This is a genomic window from Diplocloster agilis (assembly GCF_019042275.1).
GTDB lineage: Bacteria > Bacillota > Clostridia > Lachnospirales > Lachnospiraceae > Diplocloster > Diplocloster agilis.
This window is the reverse complement of record NZ_JAHQCW010000071.1, coordinates 1-16093: the sequence shown is the minus strand read 5'-3', so window position 1 is coordinate 16093 and position 16093 is coordinate 1. Positions and strand designations below refer to the sequence as shown.

The window sequence follows — 16093 nt, the reverse complement described above, 5'->3', positions numbered from 1 at the left end:
AGCCTCTGAACCGGGAACACCTCATGTGTTCCTGGTGAATAGGCTCGGTTCCTGAATCCGGCTTTCCGATTTCACTTAGCGTATTCCAGCGCAAGCCCTCCGCGCCCCGGGGAGATACAAAAGAACCCGGCCGCCCGGAGCGTCCCCGGATAGCGCCCGCGGTTCCAAGCCGTAAGCATTGGGTATACAGAAGTCCCCGGATAGACACAAATGAATCCGGCTGCCCGGAGCATTCCCCTATGGCCTTCCCCTTTTTCTGCCCATGATCTTCGCGAAGGTTACCCCCACGATGGTAGAGACCAGAGTGGCCACAATGGCCGGCGCCACGATCGAAGTGGGATTTACCGAGCCGTACTGGCTCCGGTAGGCGATAATGTTCACCGGAATTAATTGCAGGGACGAGATATTGACGATCAGAAAGGTACACATATCAACACTGGCCACCTTGCTGTCCCCGTTCAGCTCCTTTAGAGATTTCATGGCTTTCAGGCCGGCCGGCGTAGCCGCCCAGCCCAGCCCCAGGAAATTCGCTATTATATTCGTCGTAATGTGCTCCCGGGCCTCGTGGTCTTTGGGAACGTCCGGAAACAAAAAACCGATCAGCGGCTGGATTTTTCTCGTGGCGGCCTGGATCAGGCCCGAATCTTTGGCAATCTCCATCAGTCCCACCCACATAGACATAATACCCACCATGGTAATGCATAACGTGACGGCCTCCTGGGCAGAATCCAGAGCCGCATTGGAAACCTCCGGCATCTTACCGTTGATCGCGCCGTATACGACGCCGATCACAATCATAAATCCCCATAAATAATTCAGCATAGAGACTCCCGCTGCTATTTTTTTACACTATATGAAAATTGCATCTCAAATATGTGGTTGCTATCTAAAACAAATAAATTTATAATAAAAATATAGGGATCTAATACTAAATATAGGGAGGTGCGTTTATGAAAGATACTGGTGTTGTCCGCCGCCTGGATGAGCTGGGCCGTATAACCTTACCTATGGAACTACGCAAAACGCTGCATCTACAGGAACGTGATGCTTTACAGATCTTCGTGCAGGAGGATAAAATAATCCTGCAGCGCTACGACCCCTGCGATATTTTTACAGGTGAATCGGAAGATTTGGTTGACTTCAAAGGAAAGAAAGTATCAAAGAATTCTATCCGGAAGTTGGCGCAGCTGGCTGGCTTGAGAATTGAAGAGGAATGAGCGTCGGAATCTGACTTGCTTGTACCTCCCCGCACAATGAAATAGAATAGAAATTTAGAACAGCCGGAGGTCGAACCCTCCGGCTGTTCTGTAATTATTGCATCTTTAATTCCATTTGACAGATTATACTTTCCGGCCGGAGCAACATTTCCGTTTAAAGATAACCGCAATACAGCCCGCTCCCGCCGCCAATACGAACAGCCAGGCGATAGGCGCATGATCTCCAGTGTCCGGCGCCGCCGCTTTTTCCGTGGAACCGTTATTAGAATCCGTAGTAGAATCTGTAGTACTATCGTTATTCGTATTGCTGTCTGTGCCGCTATTCTTGTCACCCTCCGGCGTTGTACCGGTATTATCATCGGGAGCCGGCGTTGTGCCGGTATTATTATCATCGGGAACCGTACCGTTATGATCGCCGCCACCGGGTTTATGATCCTCAGAAGCCTTTGATAAGGTCAAGGATGTGGCTGCTGTTCCATCTATAAAGTTAATTACAACCGCATGGGGCCCAACGGATAGGGCGGACAGATACTCTGGCGTGAAGGTAACAATCGTTGAGCCTTCCGTAACTTTATAATTTGAACCGTCCACCGTATTTCCGTCTACGGCTACGCTTACAAACTTGCTTATATCTGCATTTACCCGAATGACTGCTGTCCCGTCTGAATTCTGAACTACTGTCTGATCCGCACCCTCAAGTATCGGGTACGTCACCGGTACCGTCGTGTCCTTGTAGTCACATGCGATGGAGCCAATCGTCAACGCTCCCGATTTTACCCCGTCCTGAAAACGGTATACCGGTCGTTGGCCGTCCCTGGTATATCTCGCTTCCGCAATTGCGAAACCCTCGTTATTACCGGTGACATCCACACCGCCGGCAGGCATTACATGAATGACCGCCGGGTCTGCCTCACCTGTGAAGGTCACAATGGCCGCCCGGTTGCCGAAGCCATTATCCGCCGCCACCCACAGTACCTTTTCATAGGTATCGTAATCTAACGCCATGGCTCCTCCCAGCTTACTGTCGATATCCGCGATCTGTACGGAGCTTCCATCCTCATTTAACACGTAAGCATATACATGGCCGTTATCTTCAAGGGCCACGAAGAATACGCCGTCCGCAACCGCGCCCGGATAATTCTCTGCGTCAAATCCGGCATTCGTGTTCTGGTCATAGAGCTTGTCCGTAACCTCTTTATTAGAAACCCATTCTACCGATTCGATACCGGTATTTGCAGCGACCTGGGGCAGGGATGCTGTCAGATCCCACTCCTGTAACGCAACTAAATCGGGACCTTCTTCCTTCGGATTCACTTTCAGAATCACATTGTAGTTGACACCTTTGGCAGAATTGTCACGTTCTGAAGCAATGTATACATACCCTTCTGCATCTACGCTGATTCCTTCCGCGTCCGGCCCGGCAGCCGAAGCGTTATCCGCGTCTTTCTTAAAACGGACCCGCTTACCGTTTTCAAAACCTTTTGCAAAAGTTAGCGTTCCATCCCCGGCCATATCTAATATCCAGAACGTCCCTGTCCCGTTGTCCACCGCATATAACTGGCCGTTATAACAATCTAATCCCGATGAATCTTCCAGAAAAGTAGGTTCCGCATCAAAGACAGCCACTTCTTCCCTGCCCGGCCATGCTATGACTTCCGGTATTCCGTCAAATACATTGGCTCCGCCCGGAGTTGCTTCTTTTGTGTTTCTATACTCCTTACCATTCACATCCGGATATAATCCCCAGGTAGGATTTGTCTGATCCACCCAGGTTGTATCCGCAATGAGCAGATCATTTTCAAACAGGCGGACCCTATCATTTTTCCCAAGGCCAAATCCAAAATCATTCTCCGTAAATACGATAAATCCATTGGCCGGAATCTTTGTCCCCTCAGGTATGACATATTCGTGGGTATCATCGTCATCCTTGATCACAATACCGGATATATCCAGTTCCGCTTCCGTATTGTTGGCAAGTTCTATCCAGTCCGGCCCGCCCTGCGGGTCCTTTGACTGTATCTCGTTCAAAACCACAGGATTTTTTATGATATTTGCTTCTCCTTTTGTAGCTACCGCAAAATCAACAAATTCTCCGGTACCATCAGGAATCCGTGCAAAAACTCCGTTCGCGTGATCCTCCCAGGCAAATTCCGCGATCATTATACGGTCTTTGTTATAAATCGACACCTGGTCCGCTTTTCCCAGGCCGAACGTAAAATGTTCCATTTGATCGAATACAAAATACTCTCCCGGATTAAGAACCGTCCCTTCTGCTACAGGTGTTACATCCGCAGCATGTCCCACGGGATCATTGTCCAGCAGATACCAGCCGCTCAAATCCACCGGCGTGGATCCCACGTTGTACACCTCTGCCCAGTCTGTGGCGTCTCCGTTGGACTCCACTTCATTGATTACTACCGTCGGCTCGTACCAGCTGTTGCTTTGTCCAGGTGTTTCCGGCATTAAGGTAAATGATCCTGTCCCGTCCGGATACCGTCCATAAGAAGCGGCGGACTGGTCTCCTTCATAGCTTGCATGTTCCGTCCATGTATACTCATCCTGAAGAGTACCCTCACTGTCATACAGCCGGATAGAGTCTCCGGAGCCTATTCCGATCGCCTCCTGAAATGCGCCTTCCTCATAGGTATCGGTCTGGTCTTGATAGATCCGGCCAACCGTATCCGCGCTCACCAGAAGCAATTCACCCGGGTCCAGACTCGTCCCGTCCGGAAATTTCCATCGGTGGTCATCCGAATTATCCCGGATTTCATAACCGGATATATCGATCGCTCCTGTACCTGCATTTATAAATTCAACCCAGTCATCCGGCGCGGAATTGATCTCATTAATAACGGCCTTACCGCTTTCGGGCTCCGGCTCTCCACCTTCGCCGCCGGTGATATTTAACTGGCCTTTTGTGGCCACCTGGTCTGTGAATTCGCCTGTATCGTCCGGAACACGCGAATAGGTCCCGGCCGCATGGCCGGTCCACTCATAGAAGTCCAGAACCTGGCTGTCTGCGTCATACAATACAACTTTATCATTTTTACCAAGCCCAAAATCGAAGTTTAAGCCATCCTCCAAAACAAGAACCGCCCCTGCTTCCAGCACGGTCCCCTCGGCAATACGCCATGCGCTGCCATCTTCCAGACGCTCCAGCTCCTTATCATCGGATACGAACCAGCCGCTGATGTTTACATCCGTTTCCCCTGCATTCATGATCTCAACCCAGTCATTTCCGCCATTCGCGTCATCCGATTCGATCTCATTAATAAAAACGGTATTTTCTGTTTCCGCAGCGTTTGCCGTCTGTGCGTATTGTATTGGCGACGACACGAAAATAATCAATTCCATTATGCCAAGCGCGCGAATCCATGTACTCCTCTTACTTCTTTTCATAATATGCCCTTTCTTTTCTCCTGGTTATTCCTGATTTTCTCAGTCTAAATAGAAATAGCATATTAGTTTCAAATTCATATCAAACATACGTAAAATTAAAGTAAACCAAGACTGCTTCCACTGTCTTCCGGTTATGGGATACGAAAGGGCAATCATACCTCGTAATTTCACGAAACCGCTTCCATTTTATGGTATAGGTATTGGTTTAGGTATGGTATCTTTTGGAATGGTATATCGCAAACAGTTATTTATTTTGGGAATAACTAGTTATTAAATCTAAGTATTTTACATTTCTATTCCTGAAAAGTAAAATAAAATTGTGAGAGGCGCAAAGATGTATCTTACAGAAATTCTATCGATAAGGAGTATACAGCATTGGAGTTAGAAGAATATTTGAGTTATCTGGGAAATAGCGGAGTAGTCGAGGGCGGTTCTAAACTGCACCAAATGATGCTTCAGTTTTCTCAACAGGCACTTCGGATAACATCACAGCTTAACATGGGGTATCATTCACCGGAAGAAATCCGTGGGCTGATGGAACAGCTCATTGGCAAGCCTGTCGATGAGAGCTTTACGATGTTTCCCCCGTTCTACTCGGATTTTGGGAAAAATATCACCATTGGCAAACGGGTTTTTATTAACAGCGGCTGCTGTTTTCAGGATCAGGGCGGCATTACCATTGGAGATGGAACTCTGATTGGCCATCATGTGGTGCTGGCCACCATCAACCATGATCTTGCCCCGGAACGGCGGGCAACGAGCCACTTGGAACCTATTTTGATTGGCGCAAAGGTGTGGATTGGTGCAAATGTTACTGTGACACCCGGCGTTACAATTGGAGATGGAGCCATTATAGCGGCCGGTGCGGTTGTAACTAAGGATATACCGCCCAATGTCATTGCAGGAGGCGTGCCGGCTAAGATTATCCGGGTCAATGAAGCCGCACAGGTTTCCGGACAGTAAGGAAGTTAAATTTTCTGTATTTCATGTAGGATTAAATAACTATAAGTGTATTTAGGAACATTTTTGAATGGAGGAACTAAGATGAAACGTGTGATAACTTGTTTTTGCGTGCTGCTAACGGCACTTAGCCTTGTGGCTTGCAGTAAGGAAGCGCCAGTGCAGCAGCCGGAACCAACGGCTGTCGTACAGACAACCCCTGAATTATCAACGAATTTACCCGATAACGTTACACCAGACGTAATAAACACCGAGAAGCAAACTAAGGTTTTAATCGCATATTTTTCCTGTAGTGGAACGACAGAAAAGCTCGCACAATACGCGGCTGATATTTTGGGGGCTGATATTTATGAGATAATCCCCGAAACGCCCTATACACAGGAGGATTTGAACTATAACAATTCGTCGAGCCGTGCAAACCAGGAACAAAGCGACCCATCCGCCCGTCCTGCAATTTCAGGCTCTGTTGAAAATATGGAAAACTACGACACCGTGCTTCTCGGTTATCCTATTTGGCATGGAAAAGCGCCAAGGATCATCAGCACCTTTCTGGAGAGCTATGATTTCAGCGGAAAAACCATTGTTCCCTTTTGCACCTCCCATAGCAGCGGCATTGGTTCCAGTGATACAGATTTGCACAGCCTCTGCCCGGATACGGTTACATGGAAGCCGGGCGAACGGTTTCCAGCGGGGACATCAAAAGAGAGCATACAGAAGTGGATAGATAACCTGAATCTTTCACCAGAAAACACCGTTGGGACATTTAACTTCGAAACAAAAACCGTGTTGTTAAACAGCGGCTACGAAATGCCTATTTTAGGGCTTGGCACTTACAGCTTATCGGACGAAGAATGTGAATCTTCCGTCAGCGCCCTGTTGGAAGCCGGCGGCAGATTGATTGATACCGCTTATATCTATCACAACGAGGCGGCCGTGGGGAAGGCCGTCCGCGAATCCGGCGTGCCGAGAGATGAAGTCTTCGTCACAACCAAGCTTTATCCGAACCAGTTTGCAAATGCCGCTGAAGCCATCGACGAGTCCTTAGAAAGAATGGGGGTTGAATACATTGACCTGATGCTCCTTCATCATCCGGGTGAAAATGATGTGCAAGCCTATAAAGCAATGGAGCAGGCCGTTGCCGACGGAAAAATCCGCTCGATCGGATTATCCAACTGGTATGTGGAGGAGTTGACCGAATTCCTGCCGCAGGTTTCGATAACCCCCGCATTAGTGCAGAATGAAATCCATCCCTATTATCAGGAAAATGATGTAATCCCCTATATCCAAGACCTGGGTATTGTTGTACAGGGTTGGTATCCGCTGGGCGGACGGGGCCACACCGGGGAACTGCTGGGGGATGAAACCATCTCTGGGATTGCCGCAGCCCATGGCGTGTCCTCTGCCCAGGTCATTTTGCGCTGGAATCTCCAAAAAGGTGTCGTGGTGATTCCCGGCTCCAGCAATCCGGACCACATCAGGGAGAATTTAGATCTTTTCGGTTTTTCGCTCACGGAGGAGGAGATGGCAAAGATGAATGCCCTTGACCGGGGAGAGAAACATGATTGGTATTAAAACGTCTGTCTTTTAGTCCTCTTCCCCGATCCATTTCTACATCCGGTAAATATGTTCGGGATATTACCAAAAAGAAAAATCTCTCTTACTCTCACAGACTACTTTTCATACCTCAAAAAATAAGCGCCCGAAATACGGGCGCCAAGTGCTCATAGCTATAAAACGTCTAACGTACCTCCAAAAATCTGCGAATCCCCGCAATCAGAATCGCATGATCCTGAAGATGAGGCAGACCGGACACACAGATCGAGCCTACAACACTGCCATCCTGAATCCGAATCGGAAACCCGCCACCGCAGGCGGCGTACTCCGCAGGGTCTAAAAGCCAGTCCTTCATCAGATCCTCCTTTGACACGGCAAGTTCCGCGAAAGCCCGCAGTGTGCTCATTTCCCGCACATCCACCAGATTACTTTTCCGGCGAAGCCACATATCGTGAAAAGCGCCGGTTCCATCCGGCAGATACTTAAAGACCGTCACGTGGTTGATTCGGATCTCGATTCCCACGATCCCCGGATATTCTTCGCTGGCTTTCAGCAAATCCATTCCCAGCCTCAGCGCATCCTTATGAGAAAATGAGCGGAACTGCAGCTCTTTTTCTTCCCTCTTACACTGCTCCAATAATTGTTCTTCTTCCATAGGAACCTCCTTTTCTTAGAACGATTGATAATCCCGGACGAATACTTCATAGGAAGTTCGGATACTTTCCCCTTCTTTTAAGCGGGGCGCGGTGCCTGCCGCCACAGCGTTTTCCAGGCCGCCCGGAAGCGAGTTCCACATTTCAAGCGCCAGCGTATAAGCCCTGCCGTAAAACGGATAATCCGCCCCGCCGCCATACATCTGCCACACCCAGATATGGGGAAAGACCTCCTTATCCCACTTCATGCCAAATCCCAGCCGCAGCCGGTGATTCCTGACTTCAAACGCGCCCTCCTGCAAGCCGGACAGGCCAAACTCCCGGTACTCCCGACTGTCCAACCCCCGCACCGCGCTCAGATCCACGGTCTCACCGGTCCTGCCTACCGCCGTGGGCCAGATTCCCTGCTGTCCGGCAGCAAGGCAGCAAGTGGGCCCCAGATCCGCCGGTACAGCTTGAAACGAAGGATTTCCTTCTATGCATATTTCGCAGGAATCGTCCAGAAACCCGCCGCCCAGAGCCGGGTGATGCCCCCACTGATACGGAAGCTCCTGGCGTCCCTCGTTATCGATCTGTTCCTCCACATAGAGGGTACTGTCGTTTTCCCGCAATGTCAGCGTCCGGGCCAGCAGGAACGGAAACCGCAGCGTGCGCACGCGCAGCCGTACCGAAATCTCAGAGACGTCATCCTTTAACACTTCTATGTCCCAGGGAAGAAGAGCCACCTCTCCGTGCATTCCCAGTGACGCTTTGTTGACGCAGCCGCCGGTGCTGATTCCCGGAAACATTTCCTGCCAGCCGCCCTCATAGTAATCCATAAAATTCCCGGCCGGATTCGCCGACGTCGGAATGATATTTTTGGCAAAGGGCAGAGGGGAAGTAAACATAAAGTCCACATCCCGGGGTTTGTACACAAATTCAAAAATATCCGCCCCCTTATCCAGCAAAATCCCTACCCGGACCAGGTTGTTTTCCAAACTGACACAGCGCAGGCCGTCGGCCGTATATTCCCGTATCCGGCAGCCATAATTTCTTTTTCCAAAATATTGAATATCCAACAGTCCCTCTTCCTTTCAAGCCTAAACTTTTAGCCGCTTTCAAGTTTTCATATCCTAATGTATTACCATGCATTTATGTATTACCATGCATTTTCTTTTAGATAAACCGTGCGCTCTTCGGAAGAAGAACGGTATATGGCGTCAACCACTCTCATGGTTTTGACCGCGTCAGTAAGCGGAGTCCGGGGAGGCAGGCTGTTCAAAATACAGTTGGAGAATTCTTCGAGCTGTCTCGCATACATATTCACATGCTCGAAATCAAGCTTCTGCGCGCCGCCCGATTCACTGCGGACCTGGCTGCTTTCGTATCCTTTGTCCGAATCCGATAGGGTAAGCAGAATTTCCCCTTTTCCGTCCTGACCGATTGTCCCGGAGGCGATGATGCTGCCCTTTGTCCCATATATTTCCAGCGGACAGTGAGCGGCATCGTCGGGAATGTTAAAATTCGCGTCAATATAGCAGGCGGCTCCCTTATGCATCCGCAGAACTGCGGAAACGCTGTCCTCCACCTCATAATCAAAGGTTCGGTGATCCGCCATACCGCATACTTTTTCTACTTCATCGTCCAGCAGATACCGCAGCAGATCGATGCAATGAATACCCATATCCATCAAAGCGCCTCCGCCGGATATGGCTTTTATCTGCCGCCAGTTCCCCTCCATTTTCGGAAACCAGCAGGTCAGCTGGGCCCGGCAGGACACGATATCGCCCAAGATTCCTTCCCGGAGAAGTTCTTTTATCCGCATATGGCCGCCATGAAACCGCATCAGCATGCCGACGCCCGCGCAAAGTCCTTTTCCGGCGGCGTAATCGCTGAGCTCTTTCGTTTCCCGGCCATCCATTGCCACCGGCTTCTCGATCAGCAGATGCTTTCCGGCGTCCAGCACCCGGCGGGCCTGATCCTTATGAAAGGCTACCGGGGAAGCGATATATACCGCGTCCACATCCGGATTCTCCAATAGCTGTGCTTCCTGCGTATATCCGTATTCTATTCCGAACTCTTCCCGCAGTTCCTCCAACACCTGCTCATTCTTATCCATAACCGCCGTCACCTGCGCGTTTGAAATCAAATTCAGCGCCGGTATTGTTCTGCGCCGGGCGATCCCGCCCGCGCCAATAATTCCCCATCGAACCACTTGATCCATAGTTAACTCCTTTTCGATAAAAAGGATGAGATAAAGAAGTTTACCTCCTTTACCGCATCCCTTCCTTTATATTATCTGTTGCCCCTGAACTGCCGGGCGGGTTTACTCCAGCGTAATATCATTGTCTGCTATATACTGATTGATGTTATCCGGTACAACCAGATCCAGGTCGATATTAACCACATCCGGGATGTCCGTCTTGCCGGCGAAGTAATCCTGCATTACCCCGTAAGTAGCGGCTACCAGCTTGCTGGGAGACACAGCCACAGTTCCGCCGTAATTGGAATTGTTATCTACCAGCGCCTGGAAAGGTTCCGCGCCGTATGCGCCCATGGAGTAGCACTTCGTAGTCTTGTTATTCAGAGCCTGCAGAGCCGATACCGCGCCCCACGCACCGTTGTCCTGTCCGGCAACTACAAAATCAATATTTTCTTTGATGTTGGTAATGATGTTGGCGGCTTTTTCACGGTTGCCCTCATAATCCTGTTCTGCTACGTAGGTGATGTCCAGATCTTTAAGAGCGTCCTTCACTCCGCGGATTCTGTCTGCGATGTTAACCGGAGTAGACATGGTCAGTACGGCTACATTCGCTTTTCCGCTGTAATCCTTCTGGATGACATCGTGCAGATATTTTCCGATTAAAGTACCGGTCTCATAGCTGTCCCAGGATACATAAGATACGATATCCTCATAAGCTGTGGCGGAGTCGAAGACCACGATCGGGATATTGGCAGCGGAGGCTTTCTCAAGCGCCGGGATAATACCCTCGGGGCTGGCCGGATCTACTGCGATCATATCATACTGCTGCGTGATAAAGTTCTCGATCTGTTTTACCTGGGTCTCATTGTCCAGATTACCGTCCTGAATATTCACTTCATAGCCGAACTCGCTGGCCTGTTTGTTGAATTCCTGGTCTACAGCAGCGCACCATTCGTCGCCTTTATATACCAGACTGATGCCGATTCTCTTCTTAGCGCCCGTATCGCTTGCAGCCTGCTCATCGGATGCCGGAGCGCTGCTCTCTGCGGGAGCCGCGGCCTGCTCTTTGTCTGCAGGAGCTGCCGGTTCCGCTGCCTTTTCACCGCAGCCGGTCAGAAGAACGCCGCTCATTGCGGTTACACAGAGAAGTGCTAAAACTTTTTTCATTACTTTTTTCATACGAATCCTCCTTTTTTAAACACACAGTGACATAATTTTTTCTTGGGAGAGCTCATCTCTATTCAGCTCGCCCGCTAATCTACCTTCGTGAATTACGATAACCCGGTCGCTCATGCCGATGATCTCCGGCAGCTCTGAGGATATCATAATAACACTCTTTCCATCTTTTACAAGCCGGTTGATCAGCCTGTAAATTTCTGATTTGGCGCCCACGTCGATTCCTCTTGTGGGTTCGTCCAGGATAAATACTTCGCTGTCCTGCAGCAGCCATTTGGCGATAACGACCTTCTGCTGGTTTCCGCCGCTTAAATACTGAACTTCCGTATCGATTCCAGGAGTGGCGACATTTAATTTGGCCACATACTCCTTCGCTTTTTCGGTAGTCAGCTTATGGCTGATGATTCCGCCTTTTATCGTGCATTCCCGGTTTACCATACAGATATTTTCGCCTACGCTGAATATCTGTACCAGGCCCTGCAGCTTTCTGTCCTCCGGAACCAGGCCGATGCCGTTTTGGATGGCCTGCTTAAAGTTCCGGTTCGCCATAGGCTTCCCTTTATATAGAATGGTTCCGCCGGAGACCTTATCGATCCCCAGAATCGCCTGCATAATCTCCGTACGTCCGGCGCCCACCAGACCGGATACGCCCAGAACCTCGCCCCGCCTCAGGGTAAAGGAGATATCCTCGAACACTCCCGGCCGGGTCAGATGCTGTACTTCCAGAATATTTTCCCCTAATTCAATAATCTCTTTGGGGTATTCCATACCCATATCCCGGCCAACCATTAAGCTGATTAACTGCTGTCTGGTTACGTCCTTCATGGGCATGGTCTTTATATGCTTGCCGTCTCTTAGCACTGTGGCGTTATGGCAGAGCTTGAAGATTTCGTCCATCTTATGGGAAATATAGATAATGGTAACGCCCTTTGCCACCAGCTGGTCGATGATATGGAACAGGATATCCAGTTCCTTGTCGGTCAGCACGGCGGAGGGTTCATCCATAACCAGAACCTTACAGTTGTGGTTCATGGCTTTACAGATCTCCACCACCTGTTTTTTGGCTACGGACAGATGCTCTACCAGTTCATCCACATCCAGATCCACGCCCAGGTTGTCTAACATTTCCCGGGCCTCTTTCTTCATGCCGGACCAGTCGACCAGGCCTCTTTTCATCTTCAGATTGCCAAGAAAGATATTCTCGGCTACCGTTAAGGTCTCCGACAGCTTTAATTCCTGGTGTACCACGCTGATTCCGTATTTTTGCGCGTCGCTTGGTGTTTTGGCGGAAAATTTCTTTCCTTCAAAAATCACCTCGCCTTGATAGTGCACATTAATTCCTGCCAGAACCTTGATCAGCGTGGACTTGCCGGCGCCGTTCTCTCCGACCAGGGCGTGTATTTTGCCCCGTTCAATCTCAAAGCTGACATCATCGAGGGCTTTGACACCGGGAAATTCCTGTGTTATATGTTTTAATTCCAGTATGACATCCTTCATCGGAAACGTCTCCTTCCCTTAGTGCCGTCTGCGGTTCCGGAACACATCCAATCCTATGGCGATGATCAGTACAACGCCCTTTAAGACATCCTGCCAGAACGGATCGACATTTAACATGGTCATTCCGTTAAAGAATGTGATCAGGAAAATAGAACCGAACATGGCGCCTACAATTTTTCCTTTTCCGCCGGTCAGACTGATTCCGCCGATGGCAGCCGAGATATAAGCGTCGAATTCATAGAGGTTTCCGTTGGTGATAGCAGCGGAATTCAACCGGCTGGTCAGAACCACGCCGGATACCGCGGCGAGAAGACCTGCTATGGCAAAGGAGAGGAAGATCATCATTTTTGTATTGATACCTGAATAAAACGCAGCCTCTCTGCCTCCGCCGACCGCATATATATTTCTGCCGAACCGTGTCTTTCTCATAATGAAAGAAAACAGGATGTAGAGCAGAACCATGATGATAACGCAGACCGGGATAGCGCCCACATATCCTCTGCCCAAAAATGCGACTTCATCGGGCAGATTCGCGATGGGGGTGGCGTTGGTGATGATCTTGGAAAGGCCTTTACAGATATTTTGGAGGCCTAAGGTGGCGATAAAGGCCGGCAGCTTACAGTAAGCTACCAGAAAGCCGTTGGCGGAACCGATCACGAAACCGATCGCCAAAGCCACAATAATCGCCAGGTAGGGGTTCCAGCTTAAGAACTTCATGGTATAGGCAAAGATACAGCCGGTCAGACAGACGTTATAGCCTAAGGACAAATCCACCTGGCCGGTGACCATCAAAAGAGCCTGGCCGATGGCCACGATACCCACGGTGGAAGACTGCAGCAAAATATTGGCAAAGTTCGAACTGGAGAAAAAGTAAGGGGAGGCAAAGGAAAATACAATGCCGATCAGGAGGATGGCCACCAAGGACATATAGTCCTTGGAGAATTTTGCCATCATGTCCAGAAAACTTTTATTTTTATGTATGGCTGTGCTTTTTGATCCCATAGATTTTTGCTCCTTTACTTAGTTACACTCTGCAACCAGAGGTCCGGCCAGCTCTTCCAGATAAAGCAGGGTTCCGGGAAGAGTAGGAACATAAGAAGAAGTTACAAAGCGGGTAGGTCCGTAGCGCAGCGTCATCCAAAGGGACATGCCCTGCCACTGCATTCCGCGGGAAAGAGCGCCGTCCGCGCCGCCGATCATCCGGTCGGACTGAAGGAACAGGCCGGGTCCGATGGTGTTTGCGGTACAGGAGACCAGAGTCGTTCTGCTCTTGAAGCTGGTGATCGCGTTCTGCTCAATGGTAAGCGGATGCAGCTTAGCGCCCTTCCGGTAGCATTGCTGTTTCCATTCTTCGTCGGTAGCGAACTCGTCGGCGAACTGAGGCTCCCAGAAAGCGATATGGCACATTCTGCCGATTCCGTAGACGGTTACCAGTCTGGCGCCCTCCTCCTTTAACTTCTTAATCTTATCCGGATAGGTGGGAAGGTTATCGCTGGTTGCGAAGTTGCGCTGATCCACGGGAACGGTCAGTTCTCCCAACGGATTATAAAAGGCGTGTTCCATGGCGTACTGGAACGATGCGGGATTCGTGCTCTCCAAAGTATTGCCGTCCGCGTCGGCCCATTCGTCCATGTTGAAGCAGTAGAGATGGTCGCAGGATACGTTCCACTGTTTCAGGAAATAGACCACCCACTCATACATACCCATGGGGCCTACCGGCAGAATCAGCGCCAGTTTCTGTCCTCTGTCTTTTGCGGATTTGATTTCCAGCGCGATCTCATGACCGAACTTCACGTTAAACTCCTCCACAGATTTGCAGGAAGCGACCTGGAAGTCCTCGTTCCAGAACGGCTGGCGCTCGCTGATTTCGTCGGGGGCGTGGTCTACACAGGCGTCAATTTTCTCCATATCCCAGCCCCGGGGATAAAAGTTTTCCAACAGGCTTCCTTTTACGGTAGAATTAAAATCGATTTTCATTTGTTTTCCTCCCTTTTATGGTAATTGATCGAAACCCTCTTTTATGGCAGAAGATGTTTCGTTGTCATTCTCGGATAAACGCAGCAGGGACGGTAGCCCTCCGCGTAGGTGACACCGCATTGATACCCGCGGTATTTGGAACAGGTGCGGACCATGTCCAGGAAATCAATATGATCGTGCTCCAGCATCCATTTGATCTGGGACTCATGGCAGGCGAGAGCCTTTAATTTCGTCTCGATCTGATCCGTGATATCCACATAATGAGTTGGCGTAAAATCGACTCCCCCCAGAGTATCCATAAAATAAATCGGAATAAAATCCGGGATAGCCGCGTAATTGATGGACTTGTGAGCCAGCGTAGCGATAAAGCTCCCATTAAAGGCAATCCTGCTGGTTTCTATATGATCCTGCATGTAATCGGCATCGTTATGAGTAATGATCACATCCGGCTTAGTATAGCGAACCACGTCTGCCATAGCGTCCACCGCGCCGGTGTCGAACCGATTCACCAATATATCCCCTACATCCAGGTTAAAAACTTCCTTTACGCCGATGACCCGGCCGGCTTCCTCGGCCTCTTTTGTCCTTATCTCCCTCAAGGGCTCGGGCTGAATCTGGACATGCCCCATATTCCCGTTGGCCACGTGGCACATATATACATTCGCGCCCTGCTCCACATACTTAGCCAGTGTTCCGGAACAGGCGATTTCAAGATCATCCGGGTGGCATCCGACTGCTAATACATTCATTCATGTTCCTTCCTTTCCGTGTTTTAAAATCCCAATTACCAGAAATTAGTAAAAAAACTTTATTTTATGTCCACATTCCTGGATTACAATATTTATCATATAGCAGCATGTTGCATATGTCAATATATTTCTTAAAATTATTTTACAATTATAAAATAAGATTTGCCCAAATATCAACCATCTTTTTTGTGCATTATTCACAGTTCAATGTTAAAATCACTTGATATTAAAGGTAAAATCAAATTCCTAAACAGCTCAATTTAAAAGAAAACAAAATATAATAAAATCATTTTAATAAACTATCGGGCGCATATTCATCACACGCCGCATGCAGGTTCTTCCTTGGGGTTGGGGACGGCCGCTGCTTTGGGCCGGGGTGTGTACCGGTTTCCGGGGGTGCTTTCGGCGGCCGGGCGCTTTGGTGTCTCCCGGGGATTGCGGAGGACTTGCGCTGGCATCGCTAAGTGGAATCCAAAAGCCGGGTTCAGGATGCACGGCGGACTTCACGTCCGACGGGCAAGAGCCTCTGAACCGGGGGCTGTAGCACTGACTTGGCGTTCTTCCACGGGGCACTATGCCCGCTGCTTAGGACTTGAAACCGTGGGCGGTATCCGGGGATACTACGGGCGGCCGGGTTCTTTTGTATCTCCCTGGGGGCGCATAGGGCGGCTGCGTCTCCGCTTAGGGGAATCGGAAAGCCGGATTCAGGATGACCGGCGGACTTCACGT

At 49.7% G+C, this 16093-nt stretch carries 13 protein-coding genes; 3 read left to right on the top strand and 10 right to left on the bottom strand.

What is annotated here, in order from left to right; all coding sequences use genetic code 11:
• Positions 1-237 precede the first annotated feature (237 nt).
• Positions 238-822 carry a nucleoside recognition domain-containing protein gene (locus tag KTH89_RS24150; RefSeq protein ID WP_158348664.1) on the bottom strand — a complete coding sequence of 195 codons (585 nt, stop codon included), beginning with the start codon at positions 820-822 and terminating at the stop codon, positions 238-240.
• A 128-nt stretch (positions 823-950) separates the two neighbouring features.
• Here KTH89_RS24150 and KTH89_RS24145 point away from each other — a divergent pair, with 128 nt between their 5' ends.
• Entirely contained in the window at positions 951-1217 is a 267-nt protein-coding gene (locus KTH89_RS24145) for an AbrB/MazE/SpoVT family DNA-binding domain-containing protein (RefSeq protein ID WP_158348663.1), read from the top strand.
• A 123-nt stretch (positions 1218-1340) separates the two neighbouring features.
• Here the strand turns inward: KTH89_RS24145 and KTH89_RS24140 are convergent, their stop codons facing one another.
• Entirely contained in the window at positions 1341-4616 is a 3276-nt protein-coding gene (locus tag KTH89_RS24140) for a lamin tail domain-containing protein (RefSeq protein WP_238723402.1), read from the bottom strand.
• Between the two features lie 375 nt (positions 4617-4991).
• On the opposite strand from KTH89_RS24140, the gene KTH89_RS24135 reads away from it, so the two are divergent.
• Together KTH89_RS24135 and KTH89_RS24130 are read left to right on the top strand one after the other, a co-directional pair.
• A complete protein-coding gene (locus tag KTH89_RS24135; RefSeq protein ID WP_238723401.1) occupies positions 4992-5579 on the top strand; it encodes a sugar O-acetyltransferase in 588 nt (195 codons plus the stop codon).
• A gap of 81 nt (positions 5580-5660) precedes the next feature.
• Positions 5661-7148 (top strand): flavodoxin, encoded by a 1488-nt coding sequence (locus tag KTH89_RS24130; protein ID WP_238723400.1) that lies wholly within the window; start codon positions 5661-5663, stop codon positions 7146-7148.
• Positions 7149-7314: 166 nt separating this feature from the next.
• Here KTH89_RS24130 and KTH89_RS24125 read toward each other — a convergent pair whose 3' ends face one another.
• From KTH89_RS24125 to KTH89_RS24090, 8 genes are all read right to left on the bottom strand, one after another.
• Positions 7315-7785 carry a heme-degrading domain-containing protein gene (locus KTH89_RS24125; protein WP_238723399.1) on the bottom strand — a complete coding sequence of 157 codons (471 nt, stop codon included), beginning with the start codon at positions 7783-7785 and terminating at the stop codon, positions 7315-7317.
• 15 nt (positions 7786-7800) lie between these two features.
• Entirely contained in the window at positions 7801-8841 is a 1041-nt protein-coding gene (locus KTH89_RS24120) for an aldose 1-epimerase (protein ID WP_238723398.1), read from the bottom strand.
• An 80-nt stretch (positions 8842-8921) separates the two neighbouring features.
• A complete protein-coding gene (locus tag KTH89_RS24115) occupies positions 8922-9986 on the bottom strand; it encodes a Gfo/Idh/MocA family protein (protein ID WP_158348657.1) in 1065 nt (354 codons plus the stop codon).
• Between the two features lie 102 nt (positions 9987-10088).
• Entirely contained in the window at positions 10089-11144 is a 1056-nt protein-coding gene (locus tag KTH89_RS24110; protein ID WP_158348656.1) for a sugar ABC transporter substrate-binding protein, read from the bottom strand.
• Positions 11145-11159: 15 nt separating this feature from the next.
• Complete coding sequence (locus KTH89_RS24105) at positions 11160-12638, bottom strand: sugar ABC transporter ATP-binding protein (RefSeq protein ID WP_158348655.1); 1479 nt, start codon at positions 12636-12638, stop codon at positions 11160-11162.
• 18 nt (positions 12639-12656) lie between these two features.
• On the bottom strand, positions 12657-13640 hold the full coding sequence (locus KTH89_RS24100; protein WP_158348654.1) for an ABC transporter permease: 984 nt from the start codon (positions 13638-13640) through the stop codon (positions 12657-12659).
• Between the two features lie 18 nt (positions 13641-13658).
• Positions 13659-14615 carry a sugar phosphate isomerase family gene (locus tag KTH89_RS24095; RefSeq protein ID WP_238723397.1) on the bottom strand — a complete coding sequence of 319 codons (957 nt, stop codon included), beginning with the start codon at positions 14613-14615 and terminating at the stop codon, positions 13659-13661.
• A 41-nt stretch (positions 14616-14656) separates the two neighbouring features.
• Positions 14657-15364, bottom strand: coding sequence for a PIG-L deacetylase family protein (locus KTH89_RS24090; protein WP_158348653.1), 708 nt, complete (start codon positions 15362-15364; stop codon positions 14657-14659).
• Positions 15365-16093: the final 729 nt, after the last annotated feature.

Excerpts from the sequence above, each read along its gene's own strand:
- KTH89_RS24145 (WP_158348663.1), top strand. The coding sequence starts at position 951 with ATGAAAGATACTGGTGTTGTCCGCCGCCTGGATGAGCTGGGCCGTATA.
- KTH89_RS24105 (WP_158348655.1), bottom strand. The coding sequence starts at position 12,638 with ATGAAGGATGTCATACTGGAATTAAAACATATAACACAGGAATTTCCC.
- KTH89_RS24115 (WP_158348657.1), bottom strand. The coding sequence starts at position 9,986 with ATGGATCAAGTGGTTCGATGGGGAATTATTGGCGCGGGCGGGATCGCC.
- KTH89_RS24110 (WP_158348656.1), bottom strand. The coding sequence starts at position 11,144 with ATGAAAAAAGTAATGAAAAAAGTTTTAGCACTTCTCTGTGTAACCGCA.
- KTH89_RS24140 (WP_238723402.1), bottom strand. The coding sequence starts at position 4,616 with ATGAAAAGAAGTAAGAGGAGTACATGGATTCGCGCGCTTGGCATAATG.
- KTH89_RS24125 (WP_238723399.1), bottom strand. The coding sequence starts at position 7,785 with ATGGAAGAAGAACAATTATTGGAGCAGTGTAAGAGGGAAGAAAAAGAG.
- KTH89_RS24130 (WP_238723400.1), top strand. The coding sequence starts at position 5,661 with ATGAAACGTGTGATAACTTGTTTTTGCGTGCTGCTAACGGCACTTAGC.
- KTH89_RS24150 (WP_158348664.1), bottom strand. The coding sequence starts at position 822 with ATGCTGAATTATTTATGGGGATTTATGATTGTGATCGGCGTCGTATAC.
- KTH89_RS24095 (WP_238723397.1), bottom strand. The coding sequence starts at position 14,615 with ATGAAAATCGATTTTAATTCTACCGTAAAAGGAAGCCTGTTGGAAAAC.
- KTH89_RS24090 (WP_158348653.1), bottom strand. The coding sequence starts at position 15,364 with ATGAATGTATTAGCAGTCGGATGCCACCCGGATGATCTTGAAATCGCC.
- KTH89_RS24100 (WP_158348654.1), bottom strand. The coding sequence starts at position 13,640 with ATGGGATCAAAAAGCACAGCCATACATAAAAATAAAAGTTTTCTGGAC.